Origin of the sequence: Salinivibrio sp. VGrn1 (assembly GCF_009377995.1) — a bacterium.
GTDB classification, from domain to species: Bacteria; Pseudomonadota; Gammaproteobacteria; order Enterobacterales; family Vibrionaceae; genus Salinivibrio; species Salinivibrio siamensis.
In genome coordinates, this window is the sequence record NZ_SATA01000007.1 from 156,649 (window position 1) to 173,434 (window position 16,786).

The 16,786-nt window shown below is 50.8% G+C and carries 16 protein-coding genes and 1 tRNA gene; 16 read left to right on the forward strand and 1 reads right to left on the reverse strand.

Annotation, left to right across the window (positions count from 1 at the left end):
• Positions 1–10: 10 nt before the first annotated feature.
• The 11 genes from cydB to nadA all read left to right on the forward strand — a co-directional run bounded on the left by cydB (position 11) and on the right by nadA (position 8,551).
• Complete coding sequence (cydB, locus tag EHW56_RS11770; RefSeq protein ID WP_152795763.1) at positions 11–1,147, forward strand: cytochrome d ubiquinol oxidase subunit II; 1,137 nt, start codon at positions 11–13, stop codon at positions 1,145–1,147.
• A 15-nt stretch (positions 1,148–1,162) separates the two neighbouring features.
• Positions 1,163–1,270: a cytochrome bd-I oxidase subunit CydX gene (gene cydX, locus EHW56_RS11775; RefSeq protein WP_021024361.1), complete on the forward strand. Its 108-nt coding sequence runs from the start codon at positions 1,163–1,165 to the stop codon at positions 1,268–1,270.
• Entirely contained in the window at positions 1,263–1,559 is a 297-nt protein-coding gene (locus EHW56_RS11780; protein ID WP_158010012.1) for a cyd operon YbgE family protein, read from the forward strand. Before cydX ends, EHW56_RS11780 begins: the two co-directional genes overlap by 8 nt.
• Before the next feature lie 230 nt (positions 1,560–1,789).
• Positions 1,790–2,197, forward strand: coding sequence for a tol-pal system-associated acyl-CoA thioesterase (ybgC, locus tag EHW56_RS11785; RefSeq protein ID WP_046075472.1), 408 nt, complete (start codon positions 1,790–1,792; stop codon positions 2,195–2,197).
• Positions 2,194–2,880, forward strand: coding sequence for a protein TolQ (gene tolQ, locus EHW56_RS11790; protein ID WP_077606951.1), 687 nt, complete (start codon positions 2,194–2,196; stop codon positions 2,878–2,880). The genes ybgC and tolQ overlap by 4 nt, the downstream gene beginning before the upstream one ends.
• 3 nt (positions 2,881–2,883) lie before the next feature.
• A complete protein-coding gene (tolR, locus tag EHW56_RS11795; protein ID WP_046075367.1) occupies positions 2,884–3,330 on the forward strand; it encodes a protein TolR in 447 nt (148 codons plus the stop codon).
• A 9-nt stretch (positions 3,331–3,339) separates the two neighbouring features.
• Positions 3,340–4,395: a cell envelope integrity protein TolA gene (gene tolA / locus EHW56_RS11800; RefSeq protein ID WP_370517146.1), complete on the forward strand. Its 1,056-nt coding sequence runs from the start codon at positions 3,340–3,342 to the stop codon at positions 4,393–4,395.
• A gap of 107 nt (positions 4,396–4,502) precedes the next feature.
• Positions 4,503–5,834, forward strand: coding sequence for a Tol-Pal system beta propeller repeat protein TolB (tolB, locus tag EHW56_RS11805; RefSeq protein ID WP_077578154.1), 1,332 nt, complete (start codon positions 4,503–4,505; stop codon positions 5,832–5,834).
• Positions 5,835–5,884: 50 nt separating this feature from the next.
• Positions 5,885–6,403, forward strand: a complete 519-nt coding sequence (gene pal, locus EHW56_RS11810; RefSeq protein WP_069361240.1) for a peptidoglycan-associated lipoprotein Pal — start codon at positions 5,885–5,887, stop codon at positions 6,401–6,403.
• Between the two features lie 34 nt (positions 6,404–6,437).
• The gene (gene ybgF / locus EHW56_RS11815) at positions 6,438–7,169 is read left to right on the forward strand and encodes a tol-pal system protein YbgF (RefSeq protein ID WP_077578113.1); all 732 of its coding nucleotides are present in this window, start codon (positions 6,438–6,440) and stop codon (positions 7,167–7,169) included.
• 338 nt (positions 7,170–7,507) lie between these two features.
• Positions 7,508–8,551: a quinolinate synthase NadA gene (gene nadA, locus EHW56_RS11820; protein WP_152795832.1), complete on the forward strand. Its 1,044-nt coding sequence runs from the start codon at positions 7,508–7,510 to the stop codon at positions 8,549–8,551.
• Positions 8,552–8,683: 132 nt separating this feature from the next.
• Here the strand turns inward: nadA and EHW56_RS11825 are convergent, their stop codons facing one another.
• Positions 8,684–9,262 carry a UPF0149 family protein gene (locus tag EHW56_RS11825; protein ID WP_152799662.1) on the reverse strand — a complete coding sequence of 193 codons (579 nt, stop codon included), beginning with the start codon at positions 9,260–9,262 and terminating at the stop codon, positions 8,684–8,686.
• Positions 9,263–9,548: 286 nt separating this feature from the next.
• Between EHW56_RS11825 and EHW56_RS11830 the strand changes: the two genes are divergently transcribed.
• From EHW56_RS11830 to EHW56_RS11850, 5 genes are all read left to right on the forward strand, one after another.
• Positions 9,549–9,636 (forward strand) — tRNA-Ser (locus EHW56_RS11830).
• A gap of 244 nt (positions 9,637–9,880) precedes the next feature.
• Positions 9,881–11,401, forward strand: coding sequence for a hypothetical protein (locus tag EHW56_RS11835; RefSeq protein WP_152799660.1), 1,521 nt, complete (start codon positions 9,881–9,883; stop codon positions 11,399–11,401).
• A gap of 412 nt (positions 11,402–11,813) precedes the next feature.
• A complete protein-coding gene (locus EHW56_RS11840) occupies positions 11,814–12,980 on the forward strand; it encodes a nucleotide sugar dehydrogenase (protein WP_152795769.1) in 1,167 nt (388 codons plus the stop codon).
• 359 nt (positions 12,981–13,339) lie between these two features.
• The gene (locus EHW56_RS11845; protein WP_152799658.1) at positions 13,340–14,272 is read left to right on the forward strand and encodes an alpha/beta hydrolase; all 933 of its coding nucleotides are present in this window, start codon (positions 13,340–13,342) and stop codon (positions 14,270–14,272) included.
• Positions 14,273–14,512: 240 nt separating this feature from the next.
• Positions 14,513–15,868: an MBL fold metallo-hydrolase RNA specificity domain-containing protein gene (locus EHW56_RS11850; RefSeq protein WP_152799656.1), complete on the forward strand. Its 1,356-nt coding sequence runs from the start codon at positions 14,513–14,515 to the stop codon at positions 15,866–15,868.
• Positions 15,869–16,786: the final 918 nt, after the last annotated feature.

Here is a 16,786-nt window from a genome sequence, read left to right on the forward strand (position 1 = left end):
GAGAGAGAGCATGTTTGATTATGAAATGTTACGCCTGATCTGGTGGGTACTGATCGGTGTGTTGCTGATCGGCTTTACCGTCACTGATGGCTTTGACATGGGGGTGGGCGCCTTGCTCACCCTGATCGGCAAAACCGACAGCGAACGTCGGGTAATGATTAACGCTGTCGCGCCCCATTGGGAAGGAAACCAAGTCTGGTTAGTGACCGCAGGCGGGGCATTATTCGCCGCTTGGCCGTTGGTGTATGCGGTTTCCTTTTCTGGTTTTTATATCGCGATGGTGGTCACACTGGCGGCGCTTTTCTTCCGTCCCATGGGCTTTGACTATCGCTCAAAAATCGATGACCCACGCTGGCGCACCGCATGGGATTGGGGCTTGGTGCTGGGGGGCTTTGTACCACCGGTCATTTTCGGGGTCGCCTTTGGTAACCTCTTACAAGGGGTGCCGTTCCAGCTTAGCGATCTCTTGATCCCAACCTACACCGGTGGCTTTTTTGCACTGCTTAATCCCTTCGCACTGGTGTGTGGATTGGTGAGCCTGTTTATGGTGGTGTTGCAAGGCGCAACCTGGTTGCAACTAAAAACTACCGATGCGCTGCATGTACGCGCACGTAATGTCGCGCAACTGTGTGCATTATTGACCACTGTACTCTTTGTGGCAGCAGGCTTCTGGGTACAAAATATAGATGGCTTTGTGGTGGTCAGTGAGGCGGCGAACCAAGCAGCCTCTAACCCACTGGCGAAAGAGGTCGCGGTACAAAGCGGCGCTTGGATGCGTAACTATCAAGCGATGCCAATCCTCTGGTTAGCACCACTGGTCGGCGCTGTCATGCCATTGTTGGCACTGCTGGCGTCACGTCTTGAGCGCGGAGGTTGGGCTTTCTTGTTCTCGAGTTTAGCCGTGGCGGGCGTGATTTTGACCGCGGGTATCGCAATGTTCCCCTTTGTGATGCCATCGAGCACTTTCCCGGGTCACAGCTTGACCATGTGGGATGCCACCTCAAGCGAGCTAACCTTGTCGATCATGACCATCGTCGCGGCGGTGTTTGTGCCGATTATCTTGGCTTACACCCTGTGGTGCTACATTAAGATGTTTGGTCGTTTAGACGCGCAATATATTGAAGACAACACCCATACACTGTACTGATTAAGGAGCTTGCATATGTGGTATTTCACGTGGATTCTTGGTGTGCTGCTGGCATGCGCCTTTGGCATTATCAATGCCTTATGGTTGGAGCACACCGAAGCGATGGATCACGACAATGAGTGAGCGCCAACCTGCTCCCTTAGGCCAGCACTTTTCTGGCCTTTGGCGGCTGCTCTCATTGGCCAGTGCCCTGTGCTGGGGCGGCCAAGTAATGTGGGCGCCAGAAGCCTTTGCTCAGCGCATGGGCGGGGTGACGTTTCCGATGGGCGTGGGGCTGCTCTACGCGACCTGTGTCGGGGTGATCCATGCCGTCGGTTTCACGGCGCAAGGCAAATGGAGCCGGTGGCTCACCTGGCCGCCATTCGGGTGGGGCGTATCCCTTCTGTTGCTCGCCTTGATGTGGCTGCGCTAGTTGAGTTAGGCGCTCGGTGAGCAAGCGCAAAGTGACAAACGAATGACAAAGGCACCCGAGTGGTGCTTTTTTCATCACTCTAGCGTGAGTAATTGCGCGTTTTTTGCAGCACATCACTTCTCGACGGCTTGATGGGCGACCAATGCGCCAGCCGCGCTGTCTCAGCATTTCTATACATCCACAACTTAGGTATAGTAATTGCCTATCGTAAACCGATCATGGGTAAAGACATGACAGAATCAACGCCGTTTCGCTGGCCGATTCGTGTGTACTATGAAGACACAGACGCCGGGGGAGTGGTTTACCACGCCAATTATCTCAATTACTTTGAGCGGGCACGCACTGAACTGTTGCGTGAGATCGGTGTCAATCAACAAGCGCTCTTTGCCGATCGCACCGCCTTTGTTGTGCGCCACATGGATATTGACTTTCACCGCGGTGCACGGCTTGATGATGCACTGGAGGTTGTCACTACAGTGTCAGCCATGGGGCGCGCCAGCATGACCTTTTGTCAAAGCTTGGTGAATTCTGATCAAAAAGCATTGTGTGCGGCGACGGTTAAGATAGCCTGTGTCGACCCAACAACCATGAAACCCAAATCGATTCCAACACAGATTAAATCGGAGATGATGACGTGACCGCTGAACTTTCCATTCTCGACCTGTTTTTGCAAGCAAGCTTGCTTGTCAAGGTAGTGATGCTGATATTACTGGGTATGTCAGTGGTATCTTGGGCGATGATCATCAAGCGCTCCAAGGTCATGCAGCACGCGTTTAGCAAAGCTGAACGGTTTGAAGACAGATTTTGGTCTGGGATCGATCTTTCTCAACTATTCCAAGAAGTGCAAGCGCGCAAAGACAATTTGACGGGCAGCGAGAAAATTTTTTACGCCGGCTTTAAAGAATTCGCGCGTTTGCATCGTAGCAACGACAAAGTGCCCGACGCCGTGATGGAAGGGACTTCGCGGGCGATGCGCGTGTCGTTATCAAAGCAAGTGGAAGAGCTGGAAACCCATCTGCCATTTTTGGCGACGGTGGGGTCGATCAGCCCTTACATTGGCCTGTTTGGTACCGTATGGGGGATCATGCATGCCTTTATCGCCCTAGGCGCGGTGAAGCAGGCGACGTTGGCCATGGTCGCCCCCGGGATTGCTGAAGCCTTGGTGGCGACAGCCATGGGTCTGTTCGCTGCGATCCCAGCGGTCATGGCGTACAACCGTTTGACCGCCAAAGTCAGTAAGCTCGAGCATAACTACATGAACTTTATGGAAGAGTTCTCTAGCATTCTTCATCGTCAAGCGTTTGCGGCAACCCAGGAGTGATCCATGGCGTATCAACCTAAACGGCGCAAGATGACGGCGGAAATCAATGTCGTCCCCTACATTGATGTGATGCTGGTACTGCTGATTATCTTTATGGTGACCGCCCCATTTGTGACCCAGGGAGTGGATGTCGATCTGCCACAAACGGCACAAGCGAAAACCGCCGCAGAGCTGGCAGAAGAGGAAGACAGCGGCGCTTTTATCATTGTGGAAGTGGATAAAGACGGGCAATTAGGGCTCAGTGTCAATAATGGCGATATGACCCGCGGTTTGAGCTTGGAAGAAATTCTAGTACGCGTCAAAGCTGAGCTGCAGCTCAATCCTAAGTCCCCTGTGCTGGTGGGCGGCGATGGCCGGGTGCCCTATTCAGAAATCATCCTGACGCTTGATGCATTAAACCAAGCTGGCGTGTCGTCGGTGGGCTTAATGACAGAGCCTTACGAGTCGTAGGTGAGGGTGATGAACGAGCCAAGCGATAAACCAACCCATAAAAAATCAGGCAAAGACTCGCTGATGCCCGCGCTGGCAATATCTGCCGTGTTGCACCTGGTCTTAGTGATTGTACTGTTATGGGGGGCAGAATTTAGTTCTGACTCAACGCCAACCCCTAAAGCGGGTCGCGCGATTGATGCCACAGTGATAGATCCGGCCGTGGTTAATGCACAGGCGAAGAAAATTCGCGAGCAACGCGATCAGGCTAAACGCGAAGAAGCGGAGCGACTCAAACGGTTAGAGCAGCAAGCCAAGCAGCTCGAACAGCAGCGTGAGCAAGAAGAGCAGCGCCTTCGTGAAGTGAAGCGACAAAAGCTAGAAGCTGAGCGCCAAGCACGGGAAGAGCAAAAGCGAATTGCCGAGCAAAAGGCCAAAGCGCAAGAGCAGGCGCGTATTGCCAAGCAACAGGCCGAACAAGCCGAACGCGAACGTCAGCGTAAATTAGAAGAGAAGCGCAAAGCGGAACTCGCGGCGGAGAAAGCGGAAAAAGCACGGCAAGAAAAGCTCGCCGCGCAACGTAAAGCCGAGGAAGAAGCGAAAAAAGCCGAAGCCGAGCGACAGCGCAAGCTTGCCGAGCGTAAAAAAGCAGAAGAAGAGGCACGTAAAGCCGAACAAGCGCGCCAAGAGGCAGAGCGAAAAGCCCAGGAGGCGAAGCGACGACAACAAGAGCAAGAGGCGGCGCTGAACGATTTGTTCTCGGGCCTCGAGTCGGAAGCCAGCCAACGGCAAACCGCGCGCGGGCAATTTATTCAAGATGAAGTGGCGCGGTACGGCGCCATTTTTACACAAATGATCCAGCAACGGCTCATCGTCGATGATGGCTTAAGTGGGCAAGAGTGCGTGGTGAATATGCGCTTGTCACCGACCGGCCTGTTGCTTAATGTGGAAGAAAAGGCAGGCAATACGCGGCTGTGTCGCGCGACAAAAACCGCGGTGGCGTCTGTGTCTCAGTTTCCAATGCCGGAAGATGGCGACATTATTGCCAAACTACGTGATATTGAGTTGACCGTTAGACCTAACTAAACGACAGGATACCAAACATGATGGAAGTGAGCCCCTGCGGTGGCACAAGCAGTGTGACAAGCAAGAGTCAGGATCGTTTGCGAACATGGCGTATCGCCGCGGTTGTGATGCTTTTAGCCTGTCTGTCGATACTGACTCAACCGGCACATGCCGCGCTGAAATTGGTAATCACCGAAGGGGTGAATACCGCGCGCCCGATTGGCGTGATCCCGTTTCAATGGAAGGGACAAGGCGAATTGCCGGAAGATATTTCCGGCGTGGTCGGCTCCGATTTACGCCGCAGTGGTAAGTTCAACCCGCTGGCGGTCAGTGACATGCCGCAAACCCCATATAGTGATGCGGATGTAGATTACAACGCTTGGACCTCGCTGGGAGTGGATGCGGTGGTCACAGGCACCATTACTCCGACTTCGGACGGTCGCTATCAAATTGATTATCAGCTGATTGATATCGTTCGAGGCCAACTCACCGGCGGTGACAGCAAAGGCTTAGGCGCCGATGGCGAGTTGGTACAAACCGATGATCACTTACTCGTGAATAACCGCGCCACGGTCAAAGAGAGCGACCTGCGCCGCTATGCGCATCGCATTTCCAATATTGTCTATGAGCAGCTCACTGGCGAAAAGGGCGCGTTCTTAACTCGTATCGCTTATGTGGTGATTGATAAAGAAAACGACTACCCCTACCAGCTGCGTTTGTCAGACTATGACGGCTATAACGAGCGCTTGATCCTGCGTTCCAAACAGCCATTGATGTCGCCGTCTTGGTCACCGGATGGCCGACAGCTCGCCTATGTCAGCTTCGAAAATGGTCAGGCAGAAATCTTCATCATGAACATTTACACCGGCCAGCGCGAGAAAATTGCGTCATACCCTCGTCACAATGGATCGCCACAGTTTTCCCCTGATGGCAGCAAGTTAGCCTTGGTACTCTCCAAAACCGGTAGCTTGCAGGTGTATACCTTCGATTTGAACAGCAAAAAATTGACGCAAATTACCCACGGTCGTGCCAATAGCACCGAGCCATTTTGGGATCCTGATGGTAACTCGCTCATCTATACCTCTGACCGGGGTGGCAAACCACAGATTTATCGCGTAAATTTAGACGACGGAACTAGCCGACGGATCACGTGGCAAGGCAATCAGAACATGGGTGGGCAACTGACACCGGATGGCCGTCACTTGATTATGGTAAATCAATCATCGTCTGGCTACAACATTGCAAAGCAAGACTTAAACAGCGGGGCGGTGCAAATCCTAACCAAAACCTTGTTGGATGAGTCGCCAAGCATTGCGCCTAATGGCAGCATGGTGATTTACAGCTCGGTATATGGACGTAAGAATGTGTTGTCACTCGTCTCTGTAGACGGCCGCTTTAAAGCGCGGTTACCGGCAACTAACGGGCGCGTGCGTGCACCAGCCTGGTCACCTTACCTGTAGTTTTTTAATTTTAAACAACGTGCGCTAACTTTCTAGAAAAGGAAAATAGAATGCAAATCAATAAAGTACTGAAAGGTCTGGCGGTGGCACTGCCGATGTTTACTCTGGCTGCGTGTAGCTCACACGATAGCTCAACAGGCAGTGGTTCTGGCCAATCAACCAACCAAAACGGCACCACGGTTGTTTCTCCTGTTGACGGCCAAGGCTCAATGACAGAGCAACAAATTCGTAACCAAGAACTGCGTCAGTCGCAAACCGTTTACTTCAACTTTGACGACTCATCAGTACTGCCACAATACGAAGATATGCTGGATGCCCACGCCACTTACCTGCGTGCTAACCCAGCGATGGAAGTGGTCGTAGAAGGTCACGCTGACGAGCGCGGTACCCCTGAGTACAACATCGCACTGGGCGAGCGTCGTGCCGAAGCGGTTTCTAAGTACCTACAAGCGCTGGGCGTACCGGCGAGCCAGATCTCTATCGTGAGCTACGGTGAAGAAAAGCCGTTGGTGCTTGGCCAAAGCGAAGAAGCTTACGCCAAAAACCGTCGTGCGGTATTGGTATACTAATCCAGCCTTTTGGTAATGGATAAAGGATATGACAATGAACAGTAACTCTGTGCGAACCCTCGCGCTGGCGTTACTGGTGAGTGTGGCAGCCCCCGTGGCTGCCACACCTGCTCCGGTGACAGAAGTAGGGGCGGGCGGCACCGCCGTCGATCGCTTAGAGCGCATGCTCCAAGCACGTAACCAAATGCAGCTGGATATGCAGCGCCAGCTTGACCAAATGGCGCAAGAGCTGAGCAATTTACGCGGCAACGTTGAGCGTAACAGCTATGACATTCAACAAATGGTTGAACGTCAACGTGACCTATATCGAGAAATTGACACCCTAAGAACAGCCAAACAATCGGCCCCCGCAGAGCCAGAGAAAGCGCCAGAAGATAAGCCAGCGGTTAACTTCACCGCCGATCAAACCGAGAATGCAGCCTATGAAGCCGCAGTCAACCTGATCTTAAAAGAGAAAGATTACCAAGGCGCAACCAAGGCATTCAAAGCGTTCCTTTCAACATACCCAGAATCGGTATACACCGCTAATGCCCACTATTGGCTCGGCCAGCTTTATTTCTCCAAACGTAAGTTTGAACAAGCGAGCCAAGAATTTACGGCAGTGAGTGAGTTTGAAGACTCCAATAAACGCCCTGATGCCTTGCTGAAACTGGGTCTGATTGCACAAAAACAAGGTAACGGCGACCAAGCCAATCAATACTTTCAACAAGTGATTGATACCTACCCAGACTCAACCAGCGCCAAACAAGCCAAAAATGCGATGTAGGCAATAAGGTCCTAGGATCCTAGGGCCTAGGATCCTAGGAAAATGAATACAGAGCGCTTCGCTTACAGAGTACGGGAAAAGGCAACTCGTGCGCGCATTGTCCTTTTGCTCTTTCTATAGTCTGTACTCCGTTATCGGTAATCGGGGCTTTTGAATACAGAGCGCTTCGCTTACGGAATACGGGAAAAGCAAAATCTGGCACGATATGCTTTTTCCGTAATCCGTAATCCGTAATCCGTAATCCGTAATCCGTAATCTGTCGTCTAGGACTCTAGCTCTACTCGCGTTATACTACCCAGACTGGAAGTTCCGGACTGGAAGTAAGCATGAGTAATCCCATGAGCCAAGTGATTGAAACGTCGCAAAGGGTCTACCCCTTTCCGCCGAAACCTGTGGCATTGACTGACACTGAGAAAAAACAACACGTTGCGCGCATCAAACAATTGTTAGAAGAAAAAGACGCGGTACTTGTTGCTCACTATTACACGGATCCAGAGATCCAAGCCCTTGCCGAAGAAACCGGCGGATGTGTCGCTGATTCGTTGGAAATGGCTCGCTTTGGCAACCAACACTCAGCAAGTACCTTGATTGTCGCTGGTGTACGCTTTATGGGGGAAACTGCCAAAATTCTCACCCCAGAAAAAACCGTGCTAATGCCGACACTAAACGCGGAGTGCTCGTTAGACTTAGGCTGCCCAGCGGACGAATTTACCGCGTTTTGTGATGCCCATCCGGATCATACTGTGGTGGTATACGCCAACACCTCAGCCGCCGTCAAAGCGCGTGCCGACTGGGTGGTAACGTCGAGCATTGCGTTAGAAATTGTCGAACACCTAGACAGCCAAGATAAGCCGATTATCTGGGGCCCCGATCGCCACCTTGGTGCCTATATTGAGAAAGAAACCGGCGCGGATATGCTGCTATGGCAAGGTGAATGCGTGGTGCATGATGAATTTTCAGCTCAAGCGCTGGAAAAAATGAAGCATCTTTATCCTGATGCCGCGATTCTCGTTCACCCAGAATCGCCTGCCAGTGTAGTAAAAATGGCTGATGCCGTCGGCTCAACCAGCCAGCTGATTAAAGCGGCACAAACGCTGCCGAACGAAAAGCTGATTGTGGCCACGGATAAAGGCATTTTTTATAAGATGCAGCAAATGGTGCCGGAAAAAGAACTTGTCGAAGCCCCAACCGCCGGCGCGGGCGCGACCTGTCGAAGCTGTGCCCATTGCCCATGGATGGCGATGAACGGCCTCAAAGCGATAGAGAGCGCACTTGAAGTCGGTGGTGAAGAGCATGAGATCCACGTTGACGACAAGATGCGCGAAAAAGCGCTAATCCCGCTCAACCGCATGCTCAACTTTGCCGCTGAAATGAAGGGGTAACACCGTTCCTAGTTCCTAGGGCCTAGGATCCTAGGACCTAGGAACTAGGCACTGCTTTCTGCTCTTCCCGTACTCCGTAAGCAAAGCGCTCTGTATTCATTTTCCTAGGGCCTAGGATCTAGGGCCCTGCTTTTATGCCCCTTCCTGATCTTCCGCCAACGCCGCGCCGTGGAGGCTTAACCCACACAACATGGTAGGCATGGCGTTAAAGATTTCCTCAAACTGTGCCAGCTCTTCCGCGCCTTGCGCTTCCATGGTGGAAAGCGCGGTTTCTGGGTCGTAAAGCAAGCTAATAGACAGCACTACGCCACCGAGTAGGGCATTACCATCAGTGTTTTCCGGCATCAGCGTTTCCCAGTCATCACGGGTCAGGCTCCAGCCTTGCAACAATCCTTCGGCGAAATCGCGCGTCGCTTGGTTGACAATTTCAGCGTCATCCAGCAAACAGCCTTCCGGCCATTGCCAAGTTTTCTCCAACAACTGTTGGCGCTGTTCATTCCAAATATCCACAATCAGATTGGTGTACTGCTCAAACTGCTCATGGCTCTCAAACGGCGCTTGTTCCTCGCCACCCCACATCACAGGAAGCCACTCGCTAGGGCTAATAACATGAGGAGCGGCCGCCATCGCGGTGACCACACCACGGGTTTGCATGTCATTAAGTAGCTGGCTGCTATCGGCATGTTGGGAGAGAAAATCTGATAATTTCATAACACTCTTATTTGTATTTTGATCAATGCCATGAGTTTAACAGCTTTCGCACTCGCGTGCTTCTATCGCTCGTACACTGTTGCTTAACACGTTGGCGACTGAATCGGGGTGGTTAACTCAGTTTTTCCAGACATAGTGATGCTTTTGGTGATGGAATAGCCATTTAAACCCAAAGCCATCACCAACCGCTTGACCGCAAAGCGGCAACTCTCTATAGTACGCCCCGTTAACGCGACAGCGGGTAAGTCAATCACCCATAATAAGTAGCTCGCGTAACACACAATATGGTGAGGTGTCCGAGTGGCTGAAGGAGCACGCCTGGAAAGCGTGTATACGGCAACGTATCGAGGGTTCGAATCCCTCTCTCACCGCCATTATTAAAAAACCGCCCTCGTGGCGGTTTTTTGCTATCTATCGCTCACCAAACGATGATCTCAAACCCCTTTCACCCTCACAGCCATTGCCCAAGTTGCTTTTATCCCTTATCCAAAAACGCTAACCTAGCCGCAGTGGACAACCAAATAGATCCGGCTCACTTTTTGCATCGCCCACGCCATCACGCATTCAAAGGCAAACACTTGCCGTTAGATTGGCACCAAGACCCAAAGAGTATCAACCATGTTTAACAAACAGCTTTTAGCGATTCTTATCCCTTTAACCTTATCCGGCTGCGGCGGCAGTGACGACGGCGGCAGCAGCCAGCCCAAGCCAAAGCCTAAGTATACCTTTGACTTCGCACAATTTTATACCGAGGCAAGCGCTGGTAATTGCTCAGTTTTTGGGAAAAGAATGGCAGGAGGGGAAGAGTTAAGCGTACTGGCTAACACGGATGTTAGCTTGAGCTTAGATCGTGACAAACTGCTTATTCAATATGCTGATGGAGTAGTAAAAGAAGAAGTACCATTGGATGGTAGTCGGCAACAAATAAACCAAACAGATGTGCCAAAAGGTGGTTACGTTACTTTTTATATTGAATTGTTGGATAAATATTTTGCAACATCCATCCAAAGAAAATACTTAAAATCGAATGGTATAAATTGGTTAGGGTATGAGAAAGTGGATGCGCCAAATAACCCTCGTTGTGTAACGGGGAAAAATGCGCCTGATGCCAACCCATATACTGGTATCGATATTAAAACGGCTGACCCTTCTGATATAAAAGGTGTAGTCACATCAGACAAAAGAAAGCTGACTGAAAACGGTTCAAAGGATATTGATATACAATCACGTTTTTCTCATGCTTTAGCGGTCGCCTATCAATACGGTAATGGTGAAAATGATAGTAACTTGACGCCAGACGAGGATGGGTACGTTTCTGATGCTGATTTAGATACTCCTCGTGAAATCACTGAATATAAATTCTTTGATTTAGCGAATAATACTGAAGTGGAACTTGATCCTCTTTCCGAAATGGGTAACTGGACAGCTCCTGCAAATACCTACGACTTAACCTCTGCCGCCCTTTATGTTGACTACCAGCAAACGCCTTATATTTGGCAAAACTTGCCCCACAGTGCCAGTGAGATCATTGACTACCGCTATGATGCCGATAACGACAACCTGTCGTACTATTTAACCGCCGAAGGAACAGTTAAAGCGTCAAGTAGTCCAAGCGATGAGTGGCAACTGAGTGCGGCGAGACAGGTTTCAGCATTAGATTTGGCTGAAGATTTGAATAACGACACCTTAGATTCGGATAACGCTATTAGCGTTCCTGAAAAGCGCACGTCCGTAGAAATTAACAACGATGTGTTATCAGCCTATGGCAACGGTGCTGGCGGCCAAGCGGGGATTCAACGTATTGCTTATCAAGTCGCAGACGGTTCGACAACAGTCACACACGTTATCTATGCTGAAGCAAATGCTCAGCAAACCGTCCCATTGTTCGACAACAATACTATTGATTCACTAGTAAATGGTGCAGGTACATTATCTAATTATGATATCAGCGTGATGTACACAGAAAACGAACAAGCTTTGGCAGCGCTAATGGCAGAACACACCAATCCAAGTATTACTGATAATAGTGACCTAAGTGTGGATCCATTGCCCGTGCTCTTGACCACTTACGAGAGAGAGCAACTGGCTCGAAAAAAGAAAATCATCGATCACTATCAAATATCGACGAGTAATCCTTAGGATCTAGAGCCTTTCTTGCTCTTTTCCGTTATCTGTAAGCGAAGCGCTCCGTATTCAATTTCCCGAATGCGGAGTACAGAAAGAGCAAGAACCCTTATGTGCTCACGGTCTGCTTTTTCCGTAATCCGTAACCGCAGCACTCTGTATTCAAGATCCCGAATACTGATTACGGAATACGGAATACAGAAAGAGCAAGAACCCTTATGCGCGCACGGTCTGCTTTTTCCGTCATCTGTAAGCGAAGCGCTCTGTATTCAAGATCCCGAATACTGATTACGGAATACAGAGTACGGAAAGAGCAAAGGCCCCGATGCGAGCACGAGGCTGCTTTTTCCGTATTCCGTATTCCGTAATCTTTTCCCTAGCCCCCCCACGTGATACCATTTTTCCAGACATTACTTAAGGAAAACCAATGAAAATTGCAGTTGCTGGAACAGGTTACGTCGGCCTGTCAAACGCCATGCTACTGGCGCAACATAATGAAGTGGTCGCACTCGACATCGTGGAAGAAAAGGTCAACCTGCTTAACAACCAACAATCACCGATTGTTGATGCCGAAATCGAGCAATTTCTCGCCGAAAAGCCACTCAACTTTACCGCGACGCTCGACAAAGAAAAGGCCTACCAGAGCGCGGACTTTGTGGTAATTGCCACCCCCACTGATTACGATCCCGAAACCAACTACTTTAATACCCGTTCAGTCGAGGCGGTGATTAAAGATGTGATGGCGATTAACCCAGAGGCGGTGATGGTGATTAAATCGACGGTACCCGTGGGTTACACGGAAAAAATCAAGCAGCAAATGGGTTGTGAGAATATCCTCTTCTCCCCTGAGTTTTTACGCGAAGGCAAAGCGCTTTACGACAACTTATATCCATCACGAATCATTGTCGGCGAACAATCCGAGCGCGCGCGCCAATTTGCCACCTTGTTGCAACAAGGCGCAGTTAAATCAGGTATTTCCGTTTTGTTCACCCATTCCACCGAAGCGGAAGCGGTAAAGCTGTTCTCCAACACCTACCTGGCAATGCGCGTGGCCTACTTTAACGAGCTGGATAGCTACGCTGAATCCCACGGTTTGGACGCGCGTCAGATCATCGAAGGGGTAGGGCTAGACCCACGGATTGGCGATCACTACAACAACCCTTCGTTTGGCTATGGCGGCTATTGCCTACCGAAAGACACCCGCCAATTGTTGGCCAACTACCAAGACGTGCCTAACAACATTATTCAAGCCATTGTTGATGCCAACACCACCCGCAAAGACTTTATCGCTAATGCAATCATCAAGCGCGAGCCTAAAGTCGTCGGCGTCTATCGTTTGGTGATGAAATCCGGCTCAGACAACTTCCGCGCTTCAGCCATCCAAGGGATCATGAAGCGGATTAAAGCCAAAGGCATTGAAGTGGTAGTGTACGAGCCCGTGCTTGAAGAAGATACCTTCTTTAACTCTGAAGTCATCAAAGACTTGGACACCTTCAAACAACGCGCCGATGTGATTGTCGCCAACCGTATGGTTGACGAGATCCGCGATGTAGAAAGCAAAGTCTACACCCGCGACTTATTCGGCGCAGATTGAGGGAAAAACCACAGTACGGGCTCGGTCTGCTCTTTTCCGTACTCCGTAAGCGCAGCGCTCTGTATTCCAATTCCCGAATACCGATGACGGAATACAGAGTACGGAAAGAGCAAGAGCCCCAATGCCCGCGCAGTGTGCTCTTTCCCGTACTCCGTAAGCGCAGCGCTCCGTATTCCCATTCCCGAATACCGATGACGGAATACAGAGTACGGAAAGAGCAAAGGCCCCGATGCGAGCACGAGGCTGCTTTTTCTAATCTCTTTCCGCCTTCTCCCTCGCAAAATCCCCCAAACACCATACAACGCAACGACCGACCTCGCTTATCCTCACCCGCACATTCATAACCGGTGGATGATGCCATGTTATTTATTACCAGCCGTATACCCGAACAAGGGCCGACCAGTGAGGCTGGCCGTTGGCTCAGCTTTGATAACCAAAACACCGATATCTCAAAGTGGGTGTATTTTTGCCAACGCGCCGGACAGGGTGAATACCAAGAGATCACCGCTACGCCGTTTATGGCCAAACTGAAAGCCTTACCCACGCATACCCAAATACTCTTTTTGCTCCATGGTTATAACAACCAAATGGAAAGCCATATTTTCCCAATGGCGCAGACCTTGCAACACCAATGTGATCGCCTGACACTCAACGCCATACTGGTGGTGCCGATTATCTGGCCGTGTGATGAAGATGGCCAGCTCGGTGTTATTGATGATTACTGGGATGATCAACTTGCTGCCACCGCGTCAGGCTTGGCGTTTAGTCGTTTACTGGCGATGTTTGATGACTGGCGTCGCGCCCCCGAGCAACAAACTGATCCGTGCAAACGGCGCATGAACCTACTCGCGCACTCCATGGGTAACCGCACGCTCATCAGCACCTTTCACCATTGGCACCAACATGCTGGACTCGACACCATGCCACAATGGTTTCGGCATATCTTTATGATGGCCGCCGATGTTGATAACCAAGCCCTAGAGCCGCACCAGCCAGGGAGAGCCGTCCTCGATGCCGCCAAACAAGTGCATATTTACTATGCCGCCGACGATTTAGCCATGGCCGCGTCAAAAGTGGTGAACGTCCGTCACCGCACGGTCACCCGCCGCCTAGGCATGACCGGCCCTGAAAACCTCGACGCGCTTCCCGCTAACAAAGTGACGGTAACCGACTGCGACGCGTTTAATGATCACTTCGATCCCAACTGGGGACACACATACTTTCTCACCGACGACAACAACCACCCAAGCCCATTGATAGGACAGATGATGGATAAGATGATAAGAGATTGAATACGGAATACAGAATACGGAAAGAGCATAGAGCCTCAATGCGAGCACCGGCTGCTCTTTTCCGTACTCTGTAAGCGAAGCGCTCCGTATTCAAGATCCCGAATACAGATGACTGAATACAGAGTACAGAATGAGCAAAGGCCCGGATGCGAGCACGAGGCTGCTCTTTCCCGTATTCCGTATTCTGTAATCTTTCCCTAGGACCTAGGACCCTAGGCCCTTCCCAACAAGGACGTTATTATGCCCAACACCTCACTAAACACCTCACTAAACACCGACACCCTCACTGTCACCCACCATGGTGGCTATCAAACCGTGACGGGCTCGTGTCACCAAGTAGATATAAAAACAAGCGGCTTACGTTTGTTGATTGACTGCGGCCAATACCAAGGTGATGACGCGCGAGAGGCGAGGGTGAACCTCAACGGCAAACGCATTGACGCGCTGATCCTCACGCATGCCCATATCGACCACTGCGGTTTGCTGCCTTGGCTATTGGCGGCTGGCTTTAATGGCCCCATTTATTGCACCGAAGCCACCGCCGCTTTGGTGCCGCTATTGATTGATGACACCTTAAAATTGCAACTTAATATGGATTATGGTCATCGTCAGCGGGTAATCGAACGTATCCGCCAGTTAACAGTGACATTGCCTTACAACAGCTGGCACCGGCTAAAGCCCAAGCAAAAAGGGCAGCCAGCGACCTACTTGCGCTTGCAACCGGCGGGGCATATTTTGGGCTCGGCCTATGTTGAATTAAAACTGCCCGACGAGCAGCGCGTAGTGTTCTCGGGGGATTTAGGGCCTAGTAATACGCCATTGTTGCCCGATCCAACTCCGCCAAGCCGTGCCGATATCTTATTTTTAGAGTCCACCTACGGCGATAAAACCCATGAGTCCGTCGCCACGCGCGCCCAGCGGCTCGAGGCGATTATTCAACGGTCACTCGAAGACGGTGGCGCGATATTGATCCCCGCGTTCAGTGTCGGTCGCACCCAAGAGCTATTGTTTGATATTGAGCAGCTGATTCACCAAAAGCAGCTTGATGATACGCTCCCTATCATTCTCGACTCTCCCATGGCGCAAAAGGTGACGCGTCACTATCGCCAGTTTAAAAAGCTGTGGAGCAAAGAGGCAAAAACCAAACTGAACCAACACCGCCACCCGCTAGCCTTTGAGCAGTGCATCACGATTGATGAACACAGCCAGCACATAGCACTGGTGAACCGCCTAAAACAAACCGGCGAGCCGGCCATTGTGGTCGCCGCCTCCGGCATGTGCCAAGGTGGGCGCATCATGAACTACCTTACCGCATTACTTGAAGACAAACGCACCGACGTGATCTTTGCCGGCTACCAAGCCCAACAAACCCTTGGCCGCGATATTCAGCAAGGCAACCAACAAGTGTGGATAGATAACACCCCAGTCACGGTCAACGCGCAAATCCACACAATCTCCGGCTACTCCGCCCACGCCGACCAAAATGACCTGGTCAACTTCGTGCAAGGCATCCAACCGCCACCCAAGCAGATCCACTTAATTCATGGAGAACCAGATAGTCAACGGGAATTAGCTGCTCTTCTCCGTAATCCGTAAGCGCAGCGCTCCGTATTCCCATTCCCGAATACAGATGACTGAATACAGAGTACAGAAAGAGCAAGAACCCCAATGCGAGCACGAGGCTGCTCTTTCCGTATTCCGTATTCCGTAAGCGCAGCGCTCCGTATTCCTATTCCCGAATACAGATGACTGAATACAGAGTACAGAAAGAGCAAGAGCCCAATGCGAGCACGAGGCTGCTTGGGCGCCTGTCACGATCAATGCCAATATTTGACCGCCAATGTCGGATGGCGCGCAGGGCAGTTCCTAGGACCTAGGATCCTAGGCCCTAGGAACTTTAGCTACCAGAACTGGCACGATACGCTTTTTCCGTATTCCGTATTCCGTATTCCGTATTCCGTATTCCGTAAGCGAAGCGATCCGTATTCCCATTCCTGATAACAGAATACAGAAAAGAGCAGATGTACCACCATGACGATCTTTCCCTTAATCTTTCCGCCTAAAAACCCACCACACCACCTGCGTAACCTCGACTTTTCGCCACTAAGCCTTTTGTCCACAAAAGTTAGCAGGTAAACTCAAAACCCATTAAAATGTACCGACTGTGCGCCTTGCACAGCCACACAAACTCAAGTTATGCGCACAGGGGAAGCGACACCTCATGGCGGTAGCGTGGGCGATTGCTGAGTAGAATTTACTCATTGTAAATGACAACTGTTTTGGATAACACAATAGTTACGCCGAACCAAAGCTGTAACGCCTTACCAAACGGGAAGTGTTTAGAGCGCTGGATGGCGGCTGGGAGATAAAGCATTGGGTATAGCTAACAGGGAAAACGCATGAAGATCCGCGCCATGCCTGGGCTATCGATTTAATGACTTATTTATCAATTAAAGCTTAAAACCGTGCGTTGTACCATGTTTATTAATTAAAATGAGTGAAAATAAAGGATCA

Coding starts and splice junctions, on each gene's coding strand:
- cydB (WP_152795763.1), top strand. CDS start 11: ATGTTTGATTATGAAATGTTACGCCTGATCTGGTGGGTACTGATCGGT.
- cydX (WP_021024361.1), top strand. CDS start 1,163: ATGTGGTATTTCACGTGGATTCTTGGTGTGCTGCTGGCATGCGCCTTT.
- EHW56_RS11780 (WP_158010012.1), top strand. CDS start 1,263: ATGAGTGAGCGCCAACCTGCTCCCTTAGGCCAGCACTTTTCTGGCCTT.
- ybgC (WP_046075472.1), top strand. CDS start 1,790: ATGACAGAATCAACGCCGTTTCGCTGGCCGATTCGTGTGTACTATGAA.
- tolR (WP_046075367.1), top strand. CDS start 2,884: ATGGCGTATCAACCTAAACGGCGCAAGATGACGGCGGAAATCAATGTC.
- tolA (WP_370517146.1), top strand. CDS start 3,340: ATGAACGAGCCAAGCGATAAACCAACCCATAAAAAATCAGGCAAAGAC.
- tolB (WP_077578154.1), top strand. CDS start 4,503: ATGCTTTTAGCCTGTCTGTCGATACTGACTCAACCGGCACATGCCGCG.
- pal (WP_069361240.1), top strand. CDS start 5,885: ATGCAAATCAATAAAGTACTGAAAGGTCTGGCGGTGGCACTGCCGATG.
- ybgF (WP_077578113.1), top strand. CDS start 6,438: ATGAACAGTAACTCTGTGCGAACCCTCGCGCTGGCGTTACTGGTGAGT.
- nadA (WP_152795832.1), top strand. CDS start 7,508: ATGAGCCAAGTGATTGAAACGTCGCAAAGGGTCTACCCCTTTCCGCCG.
- EHW56_RS11825 (WP_152799662.1), bottom strand. CDS start 9,262: ATGAAATTATCAGATTTTCTCTCCCAACATGCCGATAGCAGCCAGCTA.
- EHW56_RS11835 (WP_152799660.1), top strand. CDS start 9,881: ATGTTTAACAAACAGCTTTTAGCGATTCTTATCCCTTTAACCTTATCC.
- EHW56_RS11840 (WP_152795769.1), top strand. CDS start 11,814: ATGAAAATTGCAGTTGCTGGAACAGGTTACGTCGGCCTGTCAAACGCC.
- EHW56_RS11845 (WP_152799658.1), top strand. CDS start 13,340: ATGTTATTTATTACCAGCCGTATACCCGAACAAGGGCCGACCAGTGAG.
- EHW56_RS11850 (WP_152799656.1), top strand. CDS start 14,513: ATGCCCAACACCTCACTAAACACCTCACTAAACACCGACACCCTCACT.